The following is a 21,327-nucleotide window of genomic DNA, read 5'->3' as shown; positions in this document are numbered from 1 at the left end:
CCATGGCATCCGCGCAGGCCCGGCCCGGCATCGTGTGCGTGGGCCTGGGCCCCGGTGACCCCGACCTGATGAGCGTGAAGGCCGACCGCCTGGTGCGCGGCGCGCTCCACGTGGCCTTCTTCCGCAAGAAGGGCCGCCCCGGCAAGGCGCGCCAGCTGGTGCAGGGCCTGCTCGCACCCGGCGTGACGGAATACCCCATGGAATACCCCGTGACCACCGAACTGCCGGTGGACAGCGCGGACTACGTAGCCCAGCTCTCGGCCTTCTACGACGACTGGTGCACGCGCCTGGCCCTGCTGGCGCAAACCCAGCAGGTGGTGGTGCTGTGCGAAGGCGACCCGTTTCTGTACGGCTCGTTCATGCACCTGTACACCCGCCTGCGCGAGCGCACCGGCACCGCGCCCGATGTGGTGCCCGGCATCCCCGGCATGGTGGGTTGCTGGCACGCCACGGGCGAGCCCATCACCTGGGGCGACGACGTGCTGAGCGTGATGACCGGCACCCTGCCCGAGGACGAACTGGTGCGCCGCATGCAGACCGCCGACGCGCTGGTGGTGATGAAGGTGGGGCGCAACCTGCCCCGCATCCGCCGCGCGCTGGTGCGCACCGGGCGGCTCGATACCGCGTGGCTGGTGCAAAACGGCACCACGTCCACGCAGCAGGTCGCGCGCCTGGCCGAAGTGGCGGACGACGCCTGCCCCTACTTCGCCATCGTGCTGGTGCACGGCCAGGGACGGCGGCCGGAGGCGGCATGGTGAACGGGTCTGCCAACCCCGCCCCGGGCCGCCTGACCATCGCAGGCCTGGGCCCCGGCTCGCTGGCGCAGATCACACCCGAGGTGGCAGCCGCCCTGCAGCACGCCACCGATGTGGTCGGCTACTTGCCGTACGTCGAGCGGGCGCAAGCCCTGCGGCAGCAAGCCGACGCACTACAACCTGTGGCCTGGCACGCGTCCGACAACCGGGTGGAACTGGACCGCGCGCAACAGGCGCTGGCCCTGGCCGCACAAGGCCGGCAGGTCGTGGTGGTGTCGTCGGGCGACCCCGGCGTGTTTGCCATGGCGTCAGCAGTGTTCGAGGCCATGGAGCACGCCGAGCCCGCCACATCGGCAGCCTGGCAGGCGCTGGACGTGCAGGTGCTGCCCGGCATCACTGCCATGCTCGCGGCAGCCGCGCGCGCCGGGGCGCCGCTGGGCCACGACTTTTGCTGCATCAACCTCTCGGACAACCTCAAGCCCTGGCCGGTGATCGCCAAGCGCGTGCGGCTTGCGGCCGAGGCCGACTTCGCGATGGCCTTCTACAACCCGCGCTCGCGCAGCCGGCCCGAGGGCTTCGTGCGGCTGCTGGAATTGCTGCGCGCCCACTGCGAGCCCGGGCGCCTGCTGGTGTTTGCGCGGGCCGTGTCCACGCCCGACGAGCAGCTCACCGTCTGCACCCTGGCCGAGGCTGCGCCCGAGATGGCCGACATGCGCACCGTGGTGCTGGTGGGCAACAGCACCACGCGGCGCGTGGGCCGGTTCACCTACACGCCGCGCTTTTATGGCGTGCCAGCCGACGCGTCTTCACCAGGCAATGCGCCATGACGCAGCCAGTGCATCACCGCGCCCACATCCTCGGTGCGCGCACGCTGCGGCAGGGCTGGCCGCTGCACCATCACCACCGGCAGGCCCAGCGCGCGCGCCGCGTCGAGCTTGCCGCGCGTGGCCTCGCCGCCCGCGTTCTTGGCCACCAGCCACTGCACGCGGTGCGCCTGCAGCAGGGCCAGGTCTTGGTCCGCGCTGAAGGGGCCACGCCCGATCTCCAGGCCCACCGAGGCATCGGGCCAAGGCAGGCTGCCGGGTTCGGGGGCATCCACCAGCCGCAGCAGGTAGTGGTGCTGCCCCAGGCCCGCAAAGGCCTGCAGCTGCTTGCGCCCCACGGCCAGGAACACCCGCGCCGGTGTCTCTGGCAAAGCCAAGGCAGCGGTCGCCATGTCGGGCACGTCGATCCACCGGTCGCCCGGCCCGGGTTGCCACGGGGCACGCTCCAGCGCCAGCAGCGGCACACCGGCCATGCCACACGCCTCGCAGGCATGGCGGCTCATCTGCGCGGCAAAGGGGTGCGTGGCGTCGACCGCGTGCGTGATGCCATGGTCCACGAGGTACTGCACCAGCCCCGGCACCCCGCCAAAGCCGCCGACGCGCACAGGCAAGGGCTGCGCCAGCGGGGCCTGTGTGACGCCCGCATACGAAAAAACGGCCGGCACGCCCGCCTGGTGCAGGGCCTGGGCCAACTGGCTGGCGCCGGTGGTACCGCCCAGCAGGAGAACATGCGTCATGACTGATCCGTGGTTGACATTGGTCGGCCTGAGTGAAGATGGGCTGGAAGGACTGGCCCCCGCCGCCCGCCGCGCACTCGATGCCGCCCAGGTGGTGTTCGGCGGCCCGCGCCACCTGGCGCTGGCCGAGGTGGGAGACCGCGGCCAGCCCTGGCCTGTGCCCTTCGACGTCGCCCCCGTGCTGGCCCTGCGCGGGCAGCGCGTGGTGGTGCTGGCATCGGGCGACCCGTTCTGGTTCGGCGCGGGCGGCAGCCTGGCGGCGCACCTAGCGCCCCACGAGTGGCGCTGCCACGCGCAACCCTCGACATTCTCGCTGGTCGCGGCGCGCCTGGGATGGCGGCTGGAGGCAGTCGATTGCCTGGGGCTGCACGCCAGCCCGCTGCAGCAGTTGCTGCCCCGCCTGGCGCCAGGGCGGCAGTTCATCGTGCTGCTGCGCGATGGCGCGGCCGTGGCGCAGCTGGCGCAGTGGCTGGTGCACGAAGGCTGGGGCGACAGCAGCCTGTGGGTGATGGAGGCCGTGGGCGGCCCGCGTGAGCGCTGCCGCAGGCTGGCGGCGCACGAGGCGATCATCGCGCTGCCGGCAGACCCCGCACAGGCCCCCTTGGCCGTGGCCCTGCAGGCCCTGGGCGGCGTGGGCATGCCCCAGGTGCCGGGCCGTGCCGACGATTTTTATGCGCACGACGGCCAGATCACCAAGGCCCCGGCCCGCGCGCTCACGCTGGCCGCCCTGGCGCCACGGCGCGGCGAGCGGCTGTGGGACATCGGCAGCGGCTCCGGCTCCATCGCGGTGGAATGGTGCCTGGCCGGAGGCATGGCGCACTGCGTGGAGCAGCACGCGGCCCGCGCCGACAACATCCGCCGCAACGCCGAGCGCGTGGGCCTGCACGCCGCGCTGCAGGTGGTGCACGGCCTCGCACCCGCAGCCTTGCACGGGTTGCCGTCGCCCCAGGCGGTGTTTGTCGGTGGCGGTTTCGACGCCGCGCTGTTCGCCGAACTGCAGGCGTTGATGCCCGCCGGTTGCCGCCTGGTGGTCAACGCCGTCACGCTGGAGACGCAGGCGCTGCTGGTGCAGCTGCATGGCGCGCACGGCGGGCAGCTACTGCGGCTGGAGCTGTCCAGCGCCCAGCCGCTCGGGCGCATGCACAGCTGGCAGGCCGCCCGTCCGCTGGTGCAGTGGAGCTGGCAGCGATGACGGGTGATACCCACCTGATGCCACCCCACTCCGCCTCGAGCCAGGACCACGTCTGCACGGTGGTGGGCGTGGGCCTGCGGGCCCATGCGCAGCCCGCCGCGCTGCACGCGCTGTGGGCCCAGGCGCAGGCCTTGCTGCGGGGCGATGCGGCGTGGGCTGCAGACGACCTGCGGCCTTGCGCCGTGGCCGTGCTCGACACCAAGGCGGCGCATCCCGCGCTCGCAGCCTGGCTGTCGGGCATCGCCGGCAGCGCACCGCCCGTACCGGTACGGGCAATACCCGCCGCAGACCTGGCCGGCCAACCGGTGGCCACCCAATCGCCGCGCTTGCAGGCGCGCTACGGCACCGGCAGCGTGGCCGAAGCAGCTGCCTTATCGGCTGCAGGCCCGCAGGCAGAGCTGGCCGTGCCGCGCCTCGTGGCCGCCGATGGCAGCGCCACACTGGCCGTGGCCATCCGGCGCACCGGCAACCCGGCCTGTGGCATCGCAGCGGTTGTCCTGCCGCATGCCACGGGCCCATCTCAAGAACTACAAGGAGCACCGGCATGACCGTGCATTTCATCGGCGCTGGCCCCGGCGCTGCCGACCTGATCACCGTGCGCGGCCGCGACCTGATGGCCGCGTGCCCAGTCTGCCTGTACGCCGGCTCGCTGATCCCGCGCGACCTGCTGGCGCACTGCCCGCCGGGCGCCCGCATCGTCAACACGGCGGCCATGAGCCTGGACGACATCGTGGCCGAGATCGAGGTCGCCCATGCGCAGGGCCAGGACGTGGCGCGCCTGCATTCGGGCGACCTGTCGGTGTGGTCCGCCATGGGCGAGCAACTGCGCCGGCTGCGCGTGCTGGGCATTCCGTACACCGTGACGCCCGGCGTCCCCTCATTCGCTGCCGCTGCGGCCACGCTGGGCGCGGAGCTCACGCTGCCCGGGCTGTGCCAGTCGGTGGTGCTCACGCGCACCTCGGGCCGCGCCACGTCCATGCCCGAGGCCGAGAACCTGGCGGCGTTTGCCGCCACCGGCGCGGTGCTGGCGATCCACCTGTCGATCCATGTGGCCGACAAGGTGCAGGCCGAGCTGCTGCCGCACTACGGCGCCGACTGCCCCGCCGCCATCGTGTGGCGCGCCAGTTGGCCCGACGAGACCGTGGTGCGCACCACGGTGGGCGCGCTGGCGCAGGCCGTGGCCACCAGCATGGAGCGCACCGCGCTGATCCTGGTGGGCCGCAGCCTGCAGGCCGAGGACTTTGCCGAGAGCCGCCTCTACGCCGCCGACTACGACCGCCGCTATCGCCCCCTGGGCACTGCGCCGCGCTTTCCGGCCACCGATGTGCGGGGCGGCACGGCGCTGGACACCGCCCGCGACGAGCCGCTGGACGCGCCCTCCGCATGAGCGCCGAACAGGCCCTGCCCCCCGTCGCGCTGACTCTCATCGGCATCGGCACCGGCAACCCCGACCACCTCACGCGCCAGGCCATCGCGGCGATGAACGCGGCCAACCTGATCCTGCTGCCGCACAAGGGCGAGGACAAGGCCGAGCTGGCGGCCCTGCGGCAGTCGCTGTGCGATGCGGTGCTGACGGGCACCGCAGTGCCGTGCATCGCCGGCTTCGACATGCCGGTGCGCCGCAGCGAGGGCGACGACTACCTGGCCCAGGTGGACCAATGGCATGCCGCGATCACGCAGCAGTGGCAGGCGGCCATCGCCAGTGCACTGGCGCAGGCCCGCCTGCCTGTGCCCGCCGATGGCGCAGCGCTGCGCGTGGCGCTGCTGGTGTGGGGCGACCCGTCGCTGTACGACAGCACGCTGCGCATCGCGGCCCGCCTGCAGCCCGCGCCGGCACAGGTGCAGGTGGTGGCGGGCATCACGTCGGTGCAGGCGCTGGCGGCGGCGCACGCCATCGCACTCAACGACATCGGCCAGCCCTTCGTGGTGACCACCGGCCGCCAACTGCGCGACCACGGGTGGCCCGCCGGGGTGGACACGGCCGTGGTCATGCTCGACGGGCAGTGCAGCTTCACCACCTTGCCAGCTGAAGGGCTGCACATCTGGTGGGGCGCCTACCTGGGCATGCCCCAGCAATTGCTTGACAGCGGCCCGCTGGCCGATGCCGGCCCGCGCATCGACAGCGCGCGCGCCCAGGCCCGCGCGCGCCATGGCTGGATCATGGACATCTACCTGCTGCGCCGCCAGCCTGCCCACGAGGGCTGATGGCGCGGCCCGGTGCCGTCCTGCCCAGCCGCAACATCAGAAACCCATAGCGCGCCGGGCATCCTCGTTATACGCTCGCGCTTATGTGGGCGCTGCGCGGTGCGCATACGCTCTGGAACTATCCTTCTGACGACTACCTGCCCGGACCCCGGGCCGCCCCACGCATGACGACGCCCCACCGCCTTATTCGCTTCATCCGCCGCGGCCAGCCCGTGGTGCTGAACCACATACCGCCCGACCGCACACTGCTGGAGGTGCTGCGTGAAGACCTGGGCTGCACGGGCACCAAGGAAGGCTGCGGCGAAGGCGACTGCGGCGCCTGCACGGTGGTGCTGGGCGAACCGCGCGACGGCCATGTGCACTACAGCGCGGTGAACAGCTGCATACGCCTGGCGCATTCGGTGGACGGCATGGCGCTGTGGACGGTGGAGGACTTGGCGGAAGACCCACTGATTCAGCCGGCTGATGAACCGCCCAAACCGTCGCGAGCGGACGGCGGGCTAGGCGCACGGAGCGCAGGAACCGGAATGGACATTCAGGTCCATGAGGATTCCGAGCACCGCGCAACGACGCCCACCGTTCGCGCAGCAGGTTTGCATCCTGCGCAGGAGGCCATGGTGCAGTGCCATGGCTCCCAATGCGGCTTCTGCACCCCCGGCTTTGTGATGAGCCTGTTTGGCATGTACCAGCGGCACGTCGTGCCCCTGCAGGCCGTGGGCTGCACCACCCAGGCCACCCACCCCATCCAGACCATCCAGCCCATCACCCGCGAGATGGCGCAGGAAGACCTCTCGGGCAACCTGTGCCGCTGCACGGGCTACCGCCCCATCCTCGACGCAGCGCAGCAGATGGCCGCACTGCCCCCCGTAGCGGTCAACGAAACGCTCTTGCTACAGAAATTGCAGCAAATGAATGAATCAGGGCCAGCGGCAGCGCCTGATTCTTCTTACATCGCCCCCACGACACTGCCTGAACTGCTGGCCGCCCGCGCCGCCCACCCCGGCGCGCAAATCGTGGCCGGCTGCACCGATGTCGGCTTGTGGGTGACCAAGCAGCACAAGCAGTACGAACGCATCCTCGATGTGACCCGCGCGGCCGAGCTGCGCAAGGTGCAACGGGATGCGCACCACATCGCCATCGGCGCCGCCGTATCGCTGACCGAGGCGTTCGCGGTGCTCAAGGCCCAGTGGCCCCAGTTGCACAGCTTTGCCGCGCGCTTTGCGGGCCTGCCGGTGCGCAATTCGGGCACGCTGGGCGGCAATGTGGCCAACGGCTCGCCGATTGGCGACTCCATGCCGCTGCTGATCGCGCTGCGCGCCCAGGTGGTGCTGGCCAGCAGTGCGCGCGGCGAGCGCACGCTGCCGCTGGAAGACCTGTACACAGGCTACCGCCAGAACGTGATGGCGGCCGATGAGCTGCTGGTGCGCATCGTCGTGCCGCGCCCCGGCGTGACCGAGGCGCTGCGCGCGTACAAAATTTCCAAACGCTTCGACGACGACATCTCCGCCGTGTGCCTGGTCATCAACCTCGACATCGACGCGGGTGTGGTGCGCCATGCCAGCATCGGCGCTGGCGGCGTCGCCGCGACGCCCGCGCGGGCCCGACAGACCGAAGCCGCCCTGACTGGCCAGCCCTGGAATGCCGACACCGTGCAGCGCGCCGTGCAGGCGCTGCAGGCCGAGTTCAACCCCATCTCCGACATGCGCGCGAGTGGCGCCTACCGCCGCACCGTGCTGGCCAGCCTGCTGCAGCGCTTCTGGCTCGAAAGCCAGGGCGAAGACGTGGTGAGCGTGGAGAACTTCCGCCTGGAGGCCACCGTATGAACCAGCGCGACAACGGCTCCACCAGCCTGCCCGTGAGCCGCGACGCAGGCGACGACCCGATGGTGGCAGCGGCCGACGCCCACGCCGCCGACCCGCAGCCCCCGACGGCTGCCGGCGCACCCTCCGCCCCGGTCCCCGCGCCCAGCCTGCGTGCCATGGGCCAGTCCCACATCCACGAAAGCGCACGCGCCCAGGTGGCCGGGGCTGCCCACTACATTGACGACCTTCCCGAGGTGAAGGGCACGCTGTACGCCGCGCCCATCCTGTCCACCGTCGCTCACGGCAAGCTGAACAGCGTGGACGCCAGTGCCGCCCTCGCACTGCCCGGCGTGCGCGGCGTGGTGCTGTCGGCCGACGTGCCGGGCGACAAGCTGCTGGCCGCCTTTGCGCACGACGAGCCCGTGTTCGCCATCGACACCGTGCAGCACATCGGCCAGGTCATCGGCCTCGTCGTGGCGGACTCGGTGATGCAGGCGCGCCGCGCGGTGCGGGCGGTGAAGCTCGACATCACACCCCTGCCCGCCGTGCTCACCGTGCAGGACGCGCTGGCGGCCCAGAGCTATGTGCTGCCGCCAGTGTTCGTGCGCCGGGGCGACGCGGCCGCAGGCCTGGTCTCGTCCGAACACCGCCTGAGCGGCCAGTTCGAAGTCGGCGGGCAAGAGCACTTCTACCTCGAAGGCCAGATCGCCTACGCCCTGCCGCTGGAGCAAAAGCAGTGGTGGATCTACTCCAGCACCCAGCACCCCGGCGAGGTGCAGCACTGGGTGGCACACGCGCTGGGCATCGACAACCACGCGGTCAAGGTCGAATGCCGCCGCATGGGTGGCGGCTTCGGCGGCAAAGAGACGCAGGCCGGCCACCTGGCCGTGTGGGCGGCCGTGGCCGCGAACAAATTCGGCCGCCCCATCAAGCTGCGCCTGGACCGCGACGAAGACTTCATGGTCACCGGCAAGCGCCACCCGTTCGCGTACGACTACGACGTGGGCTTTGACGCCACCGGCCGCATCACGGGCCTGAAGCTGCAGATGGCGGCCAACTGCGGCTTTTCCGCCGACCTGTCGGGCCCCGTGGCCGACCGCGCCGTGTTCCACAGCGACAACGCGTACTACCTGAGCGACGTGGAGATAGCCTCGTGCCGCTGCAAGACGAACACCCAAAGCCACACGGCGTTTCGCGGCTTCGGCGGCCCGCAGGGCGTGATCGTGATCGAGGCCATCCTGGGCGACATCGCGCGCGCGCTGGGCCGGGATGCGCAGGACGTGCGCATGGTCAACCTGTACGGCAAGGACGCATCCGAAGGCCGCAACGTTACCCACTACCAGATGACGGTGGAGGACAACATCCTGCACGCGCTTTTGCCCCAGTTGGAGCGCGACGCCGACTACCGCCAGCGACAGGCGTCGATTGCGGCGTGGAACGCCACCAGCCCTGTGCTCAAGCGGGGCCTTGCGATCACCCCGGTCAAGTTCGGCATCAGCTTCACCGCTACCCTGTTCAACCAGGCCGGCGCGCTGGTGCACGTGTACACCGACGGCAGCGTGCAGGTGAACCACGGCGGCACCGAGATGGGCCAAGGCCTGCACACCAAGGTCGCGCAGATCGTGGCCGACGAGCTGGGCGTGCCGCTGGCCCGCGTGCTGGTCACCGCCAGCGACACCAGCAAGGTGCCCAACGCCAGCGCCACCGCCGCCAGCAGCGGTACCGACCTGAACGGCCGCGCAGCCCAGTTCGCAGCGCGCAACGTGCGCGACAACCTTGCAGCTTTCGTGTCGGGGCTCGACACCTGCGGCGCGGGTGCGATCCGCTTCGAAGGCGGGCAGGTGATCTCGCCCAAGAAAGTGCGGCAGTTCGACGACGTGGTGAAAGAAGCGTACGCCAACCGCATCCAGCTGTGGAGCGACGGCTTCTACCGCACGCCCAAGATCCACTACGACAAGGCCACGCTCACCGGCCGGCCGTTCTACTACTTCGCCTACGGCGCGGCATGCTCCGAGGTCGTCATCGACACCCTCACCGGCGAGAGCCGCGTGACGCGCGTGGACATCCTGCACGACGTGGGCCACAGCATCAACCCGGCCATCGACATCGGCCAGATCGAAGGCGGCTTCGTGCAGGGCATGGGCTGGCTCACCACCGAGCAGCTGGTGTGGAACGACAAGGGGTACCTGGTCACGCACGCCCCCAGCACGTACAAGATCCCGGCGACGGGCGACATCCCCGCGCACTTCCGCGTGACCCTGTGGCCCGAGGCCAACCGCGAAGACAACGTGGGCGGCAGCAAGGCCGTGGGCGAGCCGCCGTTCATGCTGGCGATCAGCGTGTACGAGGCGCTGCGCAACGCGGTGGCTGCCGGGCGCGCTGGCGATGAAGCAGCGCAAGCGCCGGTGGTGTTGACAGCGCCTGCGACGGCGGAGAATGTACTGAAGGCGCTGGGGCGATTAGGCAACTGAGCCAGGGTGCGGGCCAATCAGGCTGGGCAATAGCGGACGGCGTGTAGGGCCACACCGCCATGCCAGCACATCGCCGCTCAGGCGGCGGTAGCCGCCGCTCCCCGGCGCAGCAGATGGGCATGCACCGCCCCCGCCTTCAGATGCCGGTGCACCACCAGCCCCCAATCCGCCAGCTCCTCATCTACCCACACCCGCGGTGCCTCCAGGTAGATATGCCCATCGGGGGCCACGGCACGCGCTGCGGCCTGCAGTGCCTTGCCAAAGATATCGCTGCCGAACGGCGGGTCGAGCAGGATCAGGTCGAGGCTGCCGGGCCCGGCCTGCTGCAGGGCAGATAGGCCGTCGCCGCGGGTCACCCGCACGGTGGTGGCCTTCAAGCGCTGTTGCTGGGTGTTGAGCTGCGCCACCAGGGAGGCATCGTTCTCCACCAGTTGGACCGCCGCGGCGCCGCGCGATGCGGCTTCCAGGCCCAGGGCGCCGGTGCCGGCGAAGGCGTCGAGGCAGCGCCAACCAGTGAGGTCCTGGCCGAGCCAGTTGAACAACGTCTCGCGCACGCGGTCTGGCGTGGGGCGCAGGCCGGGATGGCGGGCGACTGCGAGGCGGGTGCGTTTCCACTGGCCGCCAATAATGCGGATCTCGCCCGCGCCCTTATGGACGGCCGGGTCGGTGGGTGCGGCATTGCTTTGGGGACCTTTCGGCTTCGCTGTAGACGCGGCGGTTGCGCCCGCGTTTTTGCCGCCGGGCAGGTCGCTGGGGCGCAGGGTGGAGCGGCTCATGGCTTGCCTCCCACCACTACGGTCACCATGCGCTCGGGCTGCAGCTTGCGGGCCATGGCGGCGCGCACTTCGGCCACCGTGAGGGCATCGACCTTTTGGGTCCACTTGTCCAGGTAGTCGAGCGGTAGGTCGTTCCAGGCGATGTTGGCCACGTTGCCCAGCAGTTTCTTGTTGCTGTCGATGCGCAGTGCGAAGCCGCCGATGAGGTTGTCCTTGGCGGCACGCAGCTCGGCCTCGGTGGGGCCTTCGGCCACGAAGCGGGCGATGACCTCGCGCGAGACCTTGACGGCCTGGGCCGCCTGGTCCGGGCGGGTCTGCAGGCCCACGGTAAAGGCACCCGCATGCATGCCGGCGGCAAAGTAGCTGTACACGCTGTACGAGAGGCCGCGCTTTTCACGCACCTCGTTGGTCAGGCGCGAGACGAAGCCACCGCCGCCCAGGATGTGGTTGCCCACCAGCAGCGCGACGAAGTCCGGGTCGCGGCGCTGAAAGCCGGGCTGGCCGATCAGAACATGGGCCTGAGCCGACGCGAACGGGATGTTCTGCTCGGCCGGCGCAGTCAGCGCGTTGATCTCGCCAACTGCTGGCAACGGCGCGCAGCCCGACGTGGCGGGCAGGCGCGAGAGCAGCGTGGCCACCAGCGTCTGTGCCTGCGCACGCGACACGGCGCCCACGATGCTGACCTTGGCACGGCAAGCTGCGATGAGCTGGGTGTGAAAGGTCTGCATGTCGGCGATGTTGACGCGCATGAGGCTTTCTTCCGTGGTGCGCAGGCCGTACGGGTGGGTGCCGTACACGGCCGATGCAAATGCGTAGCCCGCCACGGTCGCTGGACGCGTGGCCGCTTCCTTGAGGCTGGCGGTCCAGCGGGCGCGGTCGCGTGGCCACACGTCGGCAGGCCAGCTGGGCTCGCCGATCTGGCGGGCGGCCAGGCGGGCGGCCTTGTCGAGCAGCGGCGGGTCGGTGAGCGAACGCAGCGAGTAGTGAAGTGCATCGTTCTCGGCACCGGCCTCGAAGTTCGCGCCCAGGTCGGCCCAGGCCTCGCCCAGGCCGTTCTCGTCCAGCGCGGGCTCGCTGCCCACAGCCTTGACGCCCTTCGATGCCATGGTGGCCACCGCGCTGGCCAAGCCTTCTTTACCGGAAGGATCGCGGCGACTGCCGGCGTCGAAGTCGATCTGCACGTCCACCATGGGGATGACCGGGCTTTCGACCAGATAGACCTTGGCGCCGTTCGCCTCCGTCCAGTGCTGAATGGGCAGCAACGCCCAGGCAGGGTTTGAATAAAAAACCACTCCAGCGCTTATCAGGCAAGCGCGAGCAGCTATATTTTTGATAGTAATCATGTGCAATGGCCCAAGGCTTGTTCAACGGATCACGGTGCCAGGGGGCAGTGTGGGGCGGGCGCGCAGGCCCTCCAGGGGCTGGGGCAGCAGCGTGCCCACGGTGAGCTGGTCGTCGCCGAAGTACTTGGCGGCCACGGCCTGTACCTGGGCTGGCGTCACGGTGCGCAGCAGCGCCAGCAGGCGCTCGTTGGCGTCGAGCGGAAAGCCCTGGATCCAGTTGCCGCCCAGCTCCTGGGCCTGGTTCATCACGGAGTCGCGTTCGTACACGGTGGAGGCGATCCACTGCGTCTTGACCCGTGCCAGTTCGGCCTCGCTCACGCCGTCACGCGCCACGCGGGTGACTTCGGCGCGCAGCGCGTCTTCGACCTGCTGCGCGGTCTTGCCCGCAGCGGGCACGCCACTGAGCATGAACAGGCTGGGACCGCGGCCGGTGACCATGGCGCCGCTGCTGGCACTGTCGGCCACACGGTTCTCGCCCTGGGTCAGGGCGCGGTCCAGGCGGGCACCGTCATAGCCGCTGAACACGGCCGACAGGACCATCAATGCCAGAGCATCGTTGTCGGCGTCGGTGAGCTTGTCCAGCCGCTCCAGGCTGGGCGTGCGAAACGCCAGCGCCACGTAGGCCTGCTCGGCCGGGGCCTTGACGGCGATGCGGCGCATGCCTTGCTGTACGGGCTCGATGCGCGGCTTGCGCTCGGGCAGCGCATGGGCGGGGATGCTGCCGTAGTACTTTTCGGCCCAGGCGCGCACCTTGGCGGGGTCTACGTCGCCAGCCACCACGACCACCGCGTTGGTGGGCGTGTACCACTGGCGGTAGAAGGCGCGGGCGTCGTTGGGGGTGAGCGCATCCAGGTCGCTCATCCACCCGATGATGGGGCGGCGGTAGGGCGATGCGATGAAGGTGGTGGCAAAAAGCTGCTCGGACAGCACGGCCCGGGGCTGGTCTTCGGTGCGCAGGCGGCGCTCTTCCTTCACCACCTCCAGCTCTTTCTTGAATTCCTCATCCGGCCACTGGTTGTTGGCAAACCGGTCGGATTCGAGCTTCATCACGTCTTCCAGCCGATTGGACGGGATCTGCTGGTAGTAGCCCGTGTAGTCGCGGCTGGTGAACGCGTTTTCGCGCCCGCCCAGGGCGGCCACGCGGCGCGAGAAGTCGCCGGGCGGCAGCGTCTTGGTGCCCTTGAACATCATGTGCTCGAGCACGTGGGCGACGCCCGTGACGCCATCGACCTCGTCCATGGAACCCACGCGCACCCACACCATGTGCACCGCGGTGGGTGCGCGGCGGTCCGGCTGCACGATGAGCTGCATGCCGTTTTTGAGCGTGAACAGCTCTGCGCCAGAGGCCGTACTGGACGGCGTGGCGGGGGTTGGAACAGCCGGGGTGGTCGCCGCAAAGGCAGCCCCGGACGAGAGGCAGGCCACCAGGGCCAGAAGGGTGAAAGCGCGTTTCATAGAATGGCTGATTCTAAGAACCCGCCAATGTTCAGTTTTTTCAAGAAAAAGCCCTCCCCCGAGTCCACCCCGGCCCCGGAAGCCGCCGCACCTGCGGCCGCCCCTCCGGTCACAGCCGCGCCGACCACGCCCCCAGCCCCTTTAACCCCTCCATCGGCGGCCCCCGCCCCGACTGCGGCGCCTGTGCCGCCCTGGCCTGCCGCGCCTGCCCCAGCGGCTTCCGGGGCCGTGCAACCCGTTGCGCCAGTCGCAGCGCCAGCCCCCTCGGCCTTCGGCTGGCTGCGCAATCCTTTTGGCAACAAGACGGCGGAGCCGCCACCCTCAACGCCGGTAGCCGCCCCGGTACCTACACCGGCACCTGCGCCGGTGTCCACGCCGGTGTTTGCGCCCGTGGCGGTACCTGCAGCGGCACCTGTGCTTGCGCCCCCTGCGGTGACGCCGCCTGCCGCAGCGCCCGCTCTGGCGCCCGCCGCTCGCGTCCCTGCGCCCGCGCCGTCCACCCCGGCCGTCGCACCATCTCCGGCTCCGGCTCGGGCTCCGCTCGCGCCGTTCATGGCGCCCACACCAGTGCCAGTGCCGGTGTCAGCACCAGCCCCCGCTGCAGCCATCGCCGCCGCCCCTGCCGAACGCACGGGCTGGCTCGACCGCCTCAAGTCCGGCCTGCGCAAGACCGGCACCAGCATCACCACGGTCTTCACCGGCACTCAGATCGACGATGCGCTGTACGAAGAACTGGAAGAAGCCCTGCTCATGGCCGACACGGGCGTCAAGGCCACCACGCACCTGCTGCAGGACCTCAAGCGCCGGGTGAAGGATGCCAAGGCCACCGACCCTGCAGCGGTCAAGGGCCTGCTGGCTGACGCTTTGGCCGACCTGCTGCGCCCGCTGGAAAAGCCGCTGGTCATCGGCGAGTTCACGCCCACCGTGATCATGGTGGCGGGCGTCAATGGCGCGGGCAAGACCACGTCCATCGGCAAGCTCACCAAGCACCTGGCCGACGAAGGCGCCGCCGTGCTGCTGGCCGCGGCCGACACCTTCCGCGCCGCGGCGCGCGAGCAGCTCGGTGTCTGGGCCGACCGCAACACGGTGGAGATCGTGAGCCAGGAAGGGGGCGACCCGGCCGCCGTGAGCTTCGATGCCGTGACGGCCGGCAAGGCACGCGGCAAGGACGTGGTGCTGGTGGACACCGCCGGCCGCCTGCCCACGCAGCTGCACCTGATGGAAGAGCTGAAAAAGATCCGCCGCGTGGTGACCAAGGCCGATGCCACGGCACCGCACGAGGTGCTGCTGGTCATCGACGGCAACACCGGCCAGAACGCGCTGGCCCAGGTGCGGTCTTTTGATGATGCACTGCAGCTCACCGGCCTGATCGTGACCAAGCTCGACGGCACGGCCAAGGGCGGCGTGCTGGCCGCCATTGCGCAGGAGCGCCCGATCCCGGTGTACTTCATCGGCGTGGGCGAGAAGCTGGAAGACCTGGAAACCTTCAACGCACGCGAATTCGCCCAGGCACTGCTGAGCTGAATCCGGCAGCCTCCACGGCGCGCCATGGCCCCTTGCCGGGGCCATTTTCACGTTTACGGATCACGGTTATTCCCCCATGATGGACCTTTTCCGTCCAGAAGAAAACGTGTGGAAGGCCCATGTTCATTGAGCTGGTCAAAGGTCTCGCCCTGCTGCTGGCTCTGTGTTTTCTGCACAGCACTAGCATCCGGCTGTGGCGCCATCATCCGTTGACCGGACAGGCCGTCTCCGGGGTCTTGTTTGGCGGCATCTGCGTGGTCGGCATGCTGACTCCGGTGGTGTTGATGCCAGGGGTGATCTTCGACGCACGCTCGGTGGTGCTCAGCATGGCGGGCCTGTTCGGCGGCCCCCTGGTGGCCTGCATTGCCGCCGCCATGGCTGCTGCGGGCCGGCTGTGGCTGGGCGGTGGCGGTACCGAGGTCGGCCTGGCCAGCATCGCGCTGTGCACGGTGCTGGGGCTGCTTTACCGCGAAGCGCGCACGCGCGGGCGCCTGAGCGTGAACCTGCTTCCGCTGGCCCTGTTCGGGCTGCTGGTGCATGTGGCGCTGCTCGGCGTGTTCCAGTGGCTGCCGCCCGCCGCGGTGGCGCGGGTGAACGAGACGCTGGCTCTGCCCTTTTTGCTGACCTTTACTCCTGCCACAGTGGCGCTGGGCCTGCTGCTGCGCGACGTGGAGCAGCGCTTGGCCACCGAGCTTGCCCTGGCCGGCAGCGCCGCCCGGCTGCGTGCCATTGCGCATGCGATCCCGGATGTGCTGCTGGTGCTCGATGCGCAGGGGCGCTATGTGGAAGTGCTGTCGTCCGACGATGCATCGCTCGCGGCCAGCCCTGCACAGCTGATCGGCAAACGCCTGCACGACGTGCTGCCTGCCGCGCAGGCAGACCGCTTTCTGCGGCTGGTGACCGACACGCTGCAATCGGGCCAGACCCACAGCATGGAGTACGAGATGCAGACGCAGTCGGGGCTGCGGCATTTCGAAGGCCGGACGCAGCCACTGGGCGTGAAGGTGGGTGGGCTGGCGGCCGTGGCCTTTCTTGCGCGCGACATCACCCACCGCAAGCAGGCCGAAAGCGCGCTGCGCGAGTCGGAGCTGCGCTTTCGTTCGCTGCTGCGCAACATCCCATCCATCTCGGTGCAGGGCTACCTGGCGGACGGCACCACGAGCTACTGGAACAAGGCTTCCGAGCACCTGTATGGCTACACGGCCGAAGAGGCGCTGGGCAGCAACCTGCTGGACCTGATCATCCCGCCGCCGATGCGCGAGGTGGTGCGCGGCAACGTGCAACAGATGTTCGCCACCGGCGAGGCCATCCCCGCGGGCGAGCTGCAATTGCGGCGCAAAGACGGCACGCCCGTGCACGTGTTTTCCAGCCACGCCTACATCCAGGTGCCGGGGCAGCCGGCCGAGATGTTCTGCATCGACATCGACATCTCGGGGCGCAAGGCGGCCGAAGACGAGGCGCGGTACCTGGCGTTCTACGACGCATTGACCCAGTTGCCCAACCGGCGCCTGCTGGTGGACCGTCTGCAGCAGGTGCTGGCCAGCGGCGCGCGTTCGGGCCTGACCACGGCGGTGCTTTTTGTGGACCTGGATAACTTCAAGACACTGAACGACACCCGCGGGCACGAGGTGGGCGACCTGCTGCTCAGGGAAGTGTCCGAGCAGCTGCGCCGCTGCGTGCGCGAACAGGACACCGTGGCGCGCCTGGGCGGCGACGAGTTCGTGGTGGTGCTGCAGGCCCTGAGCAGCGATGCGGCCGAAGCCGCCGCGCAAGCCCGCACGCTGGGCGAGCTGATCCTGGCCCAGTTGCGCCAACCCTCGGTCCTGGCAGGCCACGAGCACCATTTTTCGGCCAGCATCGGGATCACGCTGCTGCGGGGCCACCAGGACTCGGTGGACGAAGTGCTCAAACAGGCAGACATGGCGATGTACCGCGCCAAGGACGCCGGGCGCAACACCCTGCGGTTTTTCGACCCCGACATGCAGCAGGCGGTGAACCGCCGCGCCCAGCTGGAAGCCGAACTGCATGCGGGCCTGCGGCAATCGCAGTTTGTGCTGCTGTACCAGCCGCAGGTGGACAGCCGCGGGCACGTCATCGGCGCCGAAGCCCTGGTGCGCTGGATGCACCCGGTGCGCGGCATGGTGCCGCCAGCGGAGTTCATTGCGCAGGCCGAGGAGTCCGGCCAGATCGTGCCGCTGGGCCATTGGGTGATGCAGACCGCACTGCGCCAGCAGGCGCTCTGGCGCGAGGACCCTGCCCTGGCCCGGCTGGCGCTGGCCATCAACGTGAGCGCGCGGCAGTTCTTGCAGGACGACTTTGTGGCCCAGGTGCTGCAGCTGCTGCAGGACACGGGGGCGGACCCCACGCGCATCAAGCTCGAGCTGACCGAGAGCCTGCTGCTGGACAACGTGGACAGCGTGATCGCCACCATGCGCGCCCTGAAAGCCCACGGCGTGGGCTTTTCGCTGGACGATTTCGGCACGGGCTATTCGTCGCTGAGCTACCTCAAGCGCCTGCCACTGGACCAGATCAAGATCGACCAGGGCTTTGTGCGCGGGGTACTGCAGGAGCCCAACGACGCAGCGATTGCGCGTTCGATCATTGCGCTGGCGGACAGCCTGGGGCTGGACGTGATCGCCGAAGGGGTGGAGACCACGGCGCACCATGAGTTTCTGCTGGCGCACGGCTGCAGGTCTTTTCAGGGCTACTTGTTCGGGAGGCCGCTGGCGCTCGATGTGTTCGAGCGGCAGGCGCGCGAATCATCGTTGCCTGGCTGATTTGCACCTCGCAAGCTTTGCCCCCGGCCAGCGCCCGGCGGCGCACAGTGCGCATAGCCACAAAAAAAGCGCCCGAGGCGCCTTTCTTGTCAGCGGGGCCAGAGCCCAGCCATTACATCGCGCTGATTTCGCCCGACGAGATCTGGCCTGCGCGCAGAGCCTGGGCAGCCTGGGCCTGCACGGCAGCGCGATCAGCGGTGGACTTGTAAGTCACCACGCGGGAGCCTGCGGGTTCGATGCTGCGGGTCTGGGCCACGCTGGTGGCTTCTGCAGCCACTTCGGCACGGGTGCGGTTGGTGTCGAACTTGGCAGCGAACTGCGAAGCATCGGCTTCGTCAGCGTGGGCGCCAAAGGCAGCGAAAGCGGACACAGCGGCGATGGAGAGGAAACGTGCGGTCTTGTTCATGATGGAACTCCTGTGCAATCGGGTGAATAAAGATGAGGATCGAAAGTACCTAGGTACTCAGTGATACGGGACGCTGAATCGATTGGATTCAGATCAACCCTGCTCACCCGAAGGGATCTGGCCGGTGCGCACAGCGTCGGCAGCCTGGGCACGCACGGCAGCGCGATCAGCGGTGGACTTGGAGGTCACGACGCGCGAACCTGCTGGCTCGATGCTGCGGTTCTGGGCGACGGTGGCAGCTTCTGCAGCCACTTCGGCGCGGGTGCGGTTGGTTTCGAACTTGGACACGTATTGCGAAGCGTCGGCTTCGTCGGCTTGTGCACCGAAGGAAGCGAAAGCGGCAACGGCGGCGATGGAGAGGAAGCGTGCGGTGTTGTTCATGATGAAAGTCCTTGAAGTTAAAAAGCGTCTCAATAAAGCCGGGACAAAACAATTCTTGAACCGGGCTCGGTGAGTCGCCTTGCGGGTTCGGCTCATCGATGGTTTGAACTGTACGCCGGTGGTGTTCAAAGAAAAACCGTCCGGTCGCGAACTGACTGTTCTGTAAATGGCAACAATCGTTTCCCACGCTGAATTGCAGATAGCCGACGCAAGAATCACCAAAAATGCGGGCGGTTAGCTGCATCATTTGCAGCAATGACCGCGCCTATTGGAGGTCACTTGCAGTCATTAGATGGGATCAAAGCTCACATTAATCCTATATGAATCAATGGCCTGCGTGCGAATTGGCCGACACTCGCGACGCATGCCGCCCTACTCCCGACGTCATGCGGGCCATGGCACCATGGACGAACAACCAGAGGGAACTTGTGGTTTAGCACTCGATCTGAACGAGTGCTAATATTCACGGCTTAGAGGAAAGGATTCCTGGAATGAACATTCAGTATGGAACCGCGACGACGACTTTGGCGCCTTCCAACCCCTGGGCGCTGGTGCCCCCATTGGGCAATTTGGACGCCTATATTTCGGCCGTCAACCGCTTGCCCCTGCTCACCCCCGAGGAAGAGCAAACCTACGCCCGCCAACTGCGTGACAACAATGACGTGGATGCCGCCGGACGCCTGGTGATGTCGCACCTGCGCCTGGTGGTGTCGATCGCTCGCCAGTACCTGGGCTATGGCCTGCCCCACGGCGACCTGATCCAGGAAGGCAACGTGGGCCTGATGAAGGCCGTCAAGCGTTTCGACCCCGAACAGGGCGTGCGCCTGGTGAGCTACGCCATGCACTGGATCAAGGCCGAGATCCACGAATACATCCTGAAGAACTGGCGCATGGTGAAGGTGGCCACCACCAAAGCCCAGCGCAAGCTATTCTTCAACCTGCGGTCCATGAAGCAGGGTTTCAAGGCCGACGCTGCAGCCGCCGACGCTGCGACGCACCGTGACACCCTGTCGGACAGCGAGATCAACGCGGTGGCCGCGCAGCTCAATGTGAAGCGCGAAGAAGTGATCGAGATGGAAACCCGGATGTCGGGCGGCGACGTGTTGCTGGACCCCGCTCCATCGGATGACGGCGAACAGGCGTTCGGCCCCATCGCCTACCTGGCCGACGCTTCGCATGAGCCCACCGCCATGATCGAGTCGCGCCAGCGTGACGCGCTGGCCACCGATGGGATCGCCACGGCCTTGGAAAGCCTGGACGACCGCAGCCGCCGTATCGTGGAAGAGCGCTGGCTCAAGGTCAACGACGACGGCTCGGGCGGCATGACGCTGCACGAACTGGCTGCTGTCTATGGAGTCAGCGCTGAGCGCATCCGCCAGATCGAAGTGGCTGCGATGAAGAAGATGAAGAAGGCGCTGGCGGAATACGCATAAGCATGCGCACGGTTTGCCAGCGGCAGCACGAAGTAGCGCGTTAACATCGCTGCTTCGCGGCTGGTATACACACCAAAGGGCCCCGTCGGGGCCCTTTGCCATTCCAGCCTCCCGAACGAATAATTCCAAGGAGATGCTCTTGTCACGCCCTGTTCCCCGCCGCGCCGCCCTGGCATTGGCGCTTGCCGCCCTGTCACCCTGGGCCCTAGCGCAGCAGTCCGCCCAGAAGCCCGCCACCAAACCAGCGGCGGCGGCTGCTCCCGCTGCGGCTGCGGCATCCGTGGCCTGGCCGACCAAGCCGGTGCGCATCATCGTCGGCTTTCCCGCAGGCTCTTCCCCGGACCTGACGGCACGCACCATCGCCGAGCCCCTGTCCAAAGCGCTGGGCCAGCCGGTGATCGTGGAGAACAAGGTGGGCGCGGGTGGCAACATCGGTGCCGATGCGGTGGCCAAGGCGCGTGACGACCACACCATCGGCCTGATGATCAACGGCAACATGACCATCGCCAAGATGCTCAATCCGGCCGTGCCCTACGACCCGATCAAGGACCTGGCGCCGTTGAGCCTGATCGGTACCTCGCCGCTGGTGCTGACCGCGCCTGTGAGCCAGCCGGGCGTGTCGGCAACGGCCGATGCGCGCGAATTCTTCGTGGCCGCCCGCAATGGTGGCGACAAGTGGAGCTACGGCACGCCGGGCGTGGGCACGGTCGGCCACATCGGCACCGAACTGCTCAAGTCGCGCAGCAACATCAACCCCGTGCACGTGCCCTACCCCGGCTATCCCCAGGTAGCCACGGCCATGCTGGGCGGCCAGTTGCAGATGGCGCTGCTGCCGCCCGCCCTGGCCCAGGCCCAGGTCAAGGCCGGCAAGCTGCGCGCCATCGGCGTCACGTCCGCGGGCCGCAGCCCGCTGGTGCCGGATGTACCGAGCCTCGCGGAAGCGGGCATCACGAACTTCAACCTGGAAATCTGGAACGCCTTCGCAGCCCCGGCCACCATGCCCAAGCCCATCCAGGCCAAGGTGGCGGCGCTGATCAGCGAGATCGCCCGCAGCCCGGATGTGCGCAGCAAGCTGTTCCAGCAGGGCTGGCAGGTGGTGGGCACCTCGCCCGAAGGCCTGGCCAACCGCATCAAGGCCGACACCAACCTGCTGGGCGGTGTGATCGCCATGCGGGGCATCAAGGCTGAGTAAAGGCACTGGGGTGCACCCATGACCATCACAAAGGGCCCGCAAGCGGGCCCTTTG

18 protein-coding genes are annotated in these 21,327 nt (G+C 68.6%); 12 read left to right on the top strand and 6 right to left on the bottom strand.

The window, feature by feature from the left end; translation table 11 throughout:
* Positions 1-2 precede the first annotated feature (2 nt).
* Positions 3-758, top strand: coding sequence for a precorrin-2 C(20)-methyltransferase (cobI, locus tag ASF16_RS13390; RefSeq protein ID WP_156372068.1), 756 nt, complete (start codon positions 3-5; stop codon positions 756-758).
* The gene (gene cobJ / locus ASF16_RS13385) at positions 752-1,582 is read left to right on the top strand and encodes a precorrin-3B C(17)-methyltransferase (protein WP_056167786.1); all 831 of its coding nucleotides are present in this window, start codon (positions 752-754) and stop codon (positions 1,580-1,582) included. Before cobI ends, cobJ begins: the two co-directional genes overlap by 7 nt.
* Here cobJ and ASF16_RS13380 read toward each other — a convergent pair.
* Positions 1,537-2,316, bottom strand: a complete 780-nt coding sequence (locus ASF16_RS13380; RefSeq protein ID WP_056167782.1) for a cobalt-precorrin-6A reductase — start codon at positions 2,314-2,316, stop codon at positions 1,537-1,539. The two genes, cobJ and ASF16_RS13380, sit on opposite strands and share 46 nt — an antisense overlap.
* Between ASF16_RS13380 and ASF16_RS13375 the strand changes: the two genes are divergently transcribed.
* The 6 genes from ASF16_RS13375 (at position 2,315) to xdhB (ending at position 9,986) form a co-directional block, all read left to right on the top strand.
* Complete coding sequence (locus tag ASF16_RS13375) at positions 2,315-3,508, top strand: bifunctional cobalt-precorrin-7 (C(5))-methyltransferase/cobalt-precorrin-6B (C(15))-methyltransferase (RefSeq protein WP_056167780.1); 1,194 nt, start codon at positions 2,315-2,317, stop codon at positions 3,506-3,508. The genes ASF16_RS13380 and ASF16_RS13375 overlap by 2 nt on opposite strands.
* A 17-nt stretch (positions 3,509-3,525) precedes the next feature.
* Positions 3,526-4,056 (top strand): cobalamin biosynthesis protein, encoded by a 531-nt coding sequence (locus ASF16_RS13370; protein ID WP_056169156.1) that lies wholly within the window; start codon positions 3,526-3,528, stop codon positions 4,054-4,056.
* Positions 4,053-4,895: a precorrin-4 C(11)-methyltransferase gene (gene cobM / locus ASF16_RS13365; protein WP_056167778.1), complete on the top strand. Its 843-nt coding sequence runs from the start codon at positions 4,053-4,055 to the stop codon at positions 4,893-4,895. The genes ASF16_RS13370 and cobM overlap by 4 nt, the downstream gene beginning before the upstream one ends.
* Complete coding sequence (gene cobF / locus ASF16_RS13360) at positions 4,892-5,713, top strand: precorrin-6A synthase (deacetylating) (protein ID WP_056167775.1); 822 nt, start codon at positions 4,892-4,894, stop codon at positions 5,711-5,713. Before cobM ends, cobF begins: the two co-directional genes overlap by 4 nt.
* A 164-nt stretch (positions 5,714-5,877) precedes the next feature.
* Positions 5,878-7,536, top strand: a complete 1,659-nt coding sequence (gene xdhA, locus ASF16_RS13355) for a xanthine dehydrogenase small subunit (RefSeq protein WP_056169152.1) — start codon at positions 5,878-5,880, stop codon at positions 7,534-7,536.
* Complete coding sequence (gene xdhB / locus ASF16_RS13350; RefSeq protein WP_056167774.1) at positions 7,533-9,986, top strand: xanthine dehydrogenase molybdopterin binding subunit; 2,454 nt, start codon at positions 7,533-7,535, stop codon at positions 9,984-9,986. The genes xdhA and xdhB overlap by 4 nt, the downstream gene beginning before the upstream one ends.
* 77 nt (positions 9,987-10,063) lie before the next feature.
* Here the strand turns inward: xdhB and rsmD are convergent, their stop codons facing one another.
* The 3 genes from rsmD to ASF16_RS13335 are packed head-to-tail and all read right to left on the bottom strand — an operon-like array spanning position 10,064 to position 13,560.
* The gene (rsmD, locus tag ASF16_RS13345) at positions 10,064-10,762 is read right to left on the bottom strand and encodes a 16S rRNA (guanine(966)-N(2))-methyltransferase RsmD (protein WP_056167771.1); all 699 of its coding nucleotides are present in this window, start codon (positions 10,760-10,762) and stop codon (positions 10,064-10,066) included.
* Complete coding sequence (locus tag ASF16_RS13340) at positions 10,759-12,105, bottom strand: pitrilysin family protein (RefSeq protein WP_056167768.1); 1,347 nt, start codon at positions 12,103-12,105, stop codon at positions 10,759-10,761. The genes rsmD and ASF16_RS13340 overlap by 4 nt, the downstream gene beginning before the upstream one ends.
* A gap of 21 nt (positions 12,106-12,126) precedes the next feature.
* Positions 12,127-13,560: a pitrilysin family protein gene (locus ASF16_RS13335; protein ID WP_056167766.1), complete on the bottom strand. Its 1,434-nt coding sequence runs from the start codon at positions 13,558-13,560 to the stop codon at positions 12,127-12,129.
* Between the two features lie 552 nt (positions 13,561-14,112).
* Between ASF16_RS13335 and ftsY the strand changes: the two genes are divergently transcribed.
* Both ftsY and ASF16_RS13325 read left to right on the top strand, forming a co-directional pair.
* Positions 14,113-15,084 (top strand): signal recognition particle-docking protein FtsY, encoded by a 972-nt coding sequence (ftsY, locus tag ASF16_RS13330; RefSeq protein WP_369817151.1) that lies wholly within the window; start codon positions 14,113-14,115, stop codon positions 15,082-15,084.
* Positions 15,085-15,203: 119 nt separating this feature from the next.
* Positions 15,204-17,861, top strand: coding sequence for an EAL domain-containing protein (locus tag ASF16_RS13325; RefSeq protein WP_056167762.1), 2,658 nt, complete (start codon positions 15,204-15,206; stop codon positions 17,859-17,861).
* Positions 17,862-17,973: 112 nt separating this feature from the next.
* Here the strand turns inward: ASF16_RS13325 and ASF16_RS13320 are convergent, their stop codons facing one another.
* Together ASF16_RS13320 and ASF16_RS13315 are read right to left on the bottom strand one after the other, a co-directional pair.
* Complete coding sequence (locus tag ASF16_RS13320; protein WP_056167760.1) at positions 17,974-18,267, bottom strand: hypothetical protein; 294 nt, start codon at positions 18,265-18,267, stop codon at positions 17,974-17,976.
* A gap of 93 nt (positions 18,268-18,360) precedes the next feature.
* Positions 18,361-18,648, bottom strand: a complete 288-nt coding sequence (locus tag ASF16_RS13315; protein WP_056167756.1) for a hypothetical protein — start codon at positions 18,646-18,648, stop codon at positions 18,361-18,363.
* Positions 18,649-19,139: 491 nt separating this feature from the next.
* On the opposite strand from ASF16_RS13315, the gene rpoH reads away from it, so the two are divergent.
* On the top strand, positions 19,140-20,081 hold the full coding sequence (gene rpoH / locus ASF16_RS13310) for an RNA polymerase sigma factor RpoH (RefSeq protein ID WP_056167754.1): 942 nt from the start codon (positions 19,140-19,142) through the stop codon (positions 20,079-20,081).
* Positions 20,082-20,214: 133 nt separating this feature from the next.
* Complete coding sequence (locus ASF16_RS13305; protein ID WP_056167751.1) at positions 20,215-21,273, top strand: tripartite tricarboxylate transporter substrate binding protein; 1,059 nt, start codon at positions 20,215-20,217, stop codon at positions 21,271-21,273.
* The last annotated feature ends 54 nt before the right edge of the window (positions 21,274-21,327 follow it).

Origin of the sequence: Acidovorax sp. Leaf78, assembly GCF_001422735.1 — a bacterium.
Taxonomy (GTDB): domain Bacteria; phylum Pseudomonadota; class Gammaproteobacteria; order Burkholderiales; family Burkholderiaceae_C; genus Acidovorax.
This window is presented reverse-complemented; position numbering and strand designations above follow the sequence as displayed.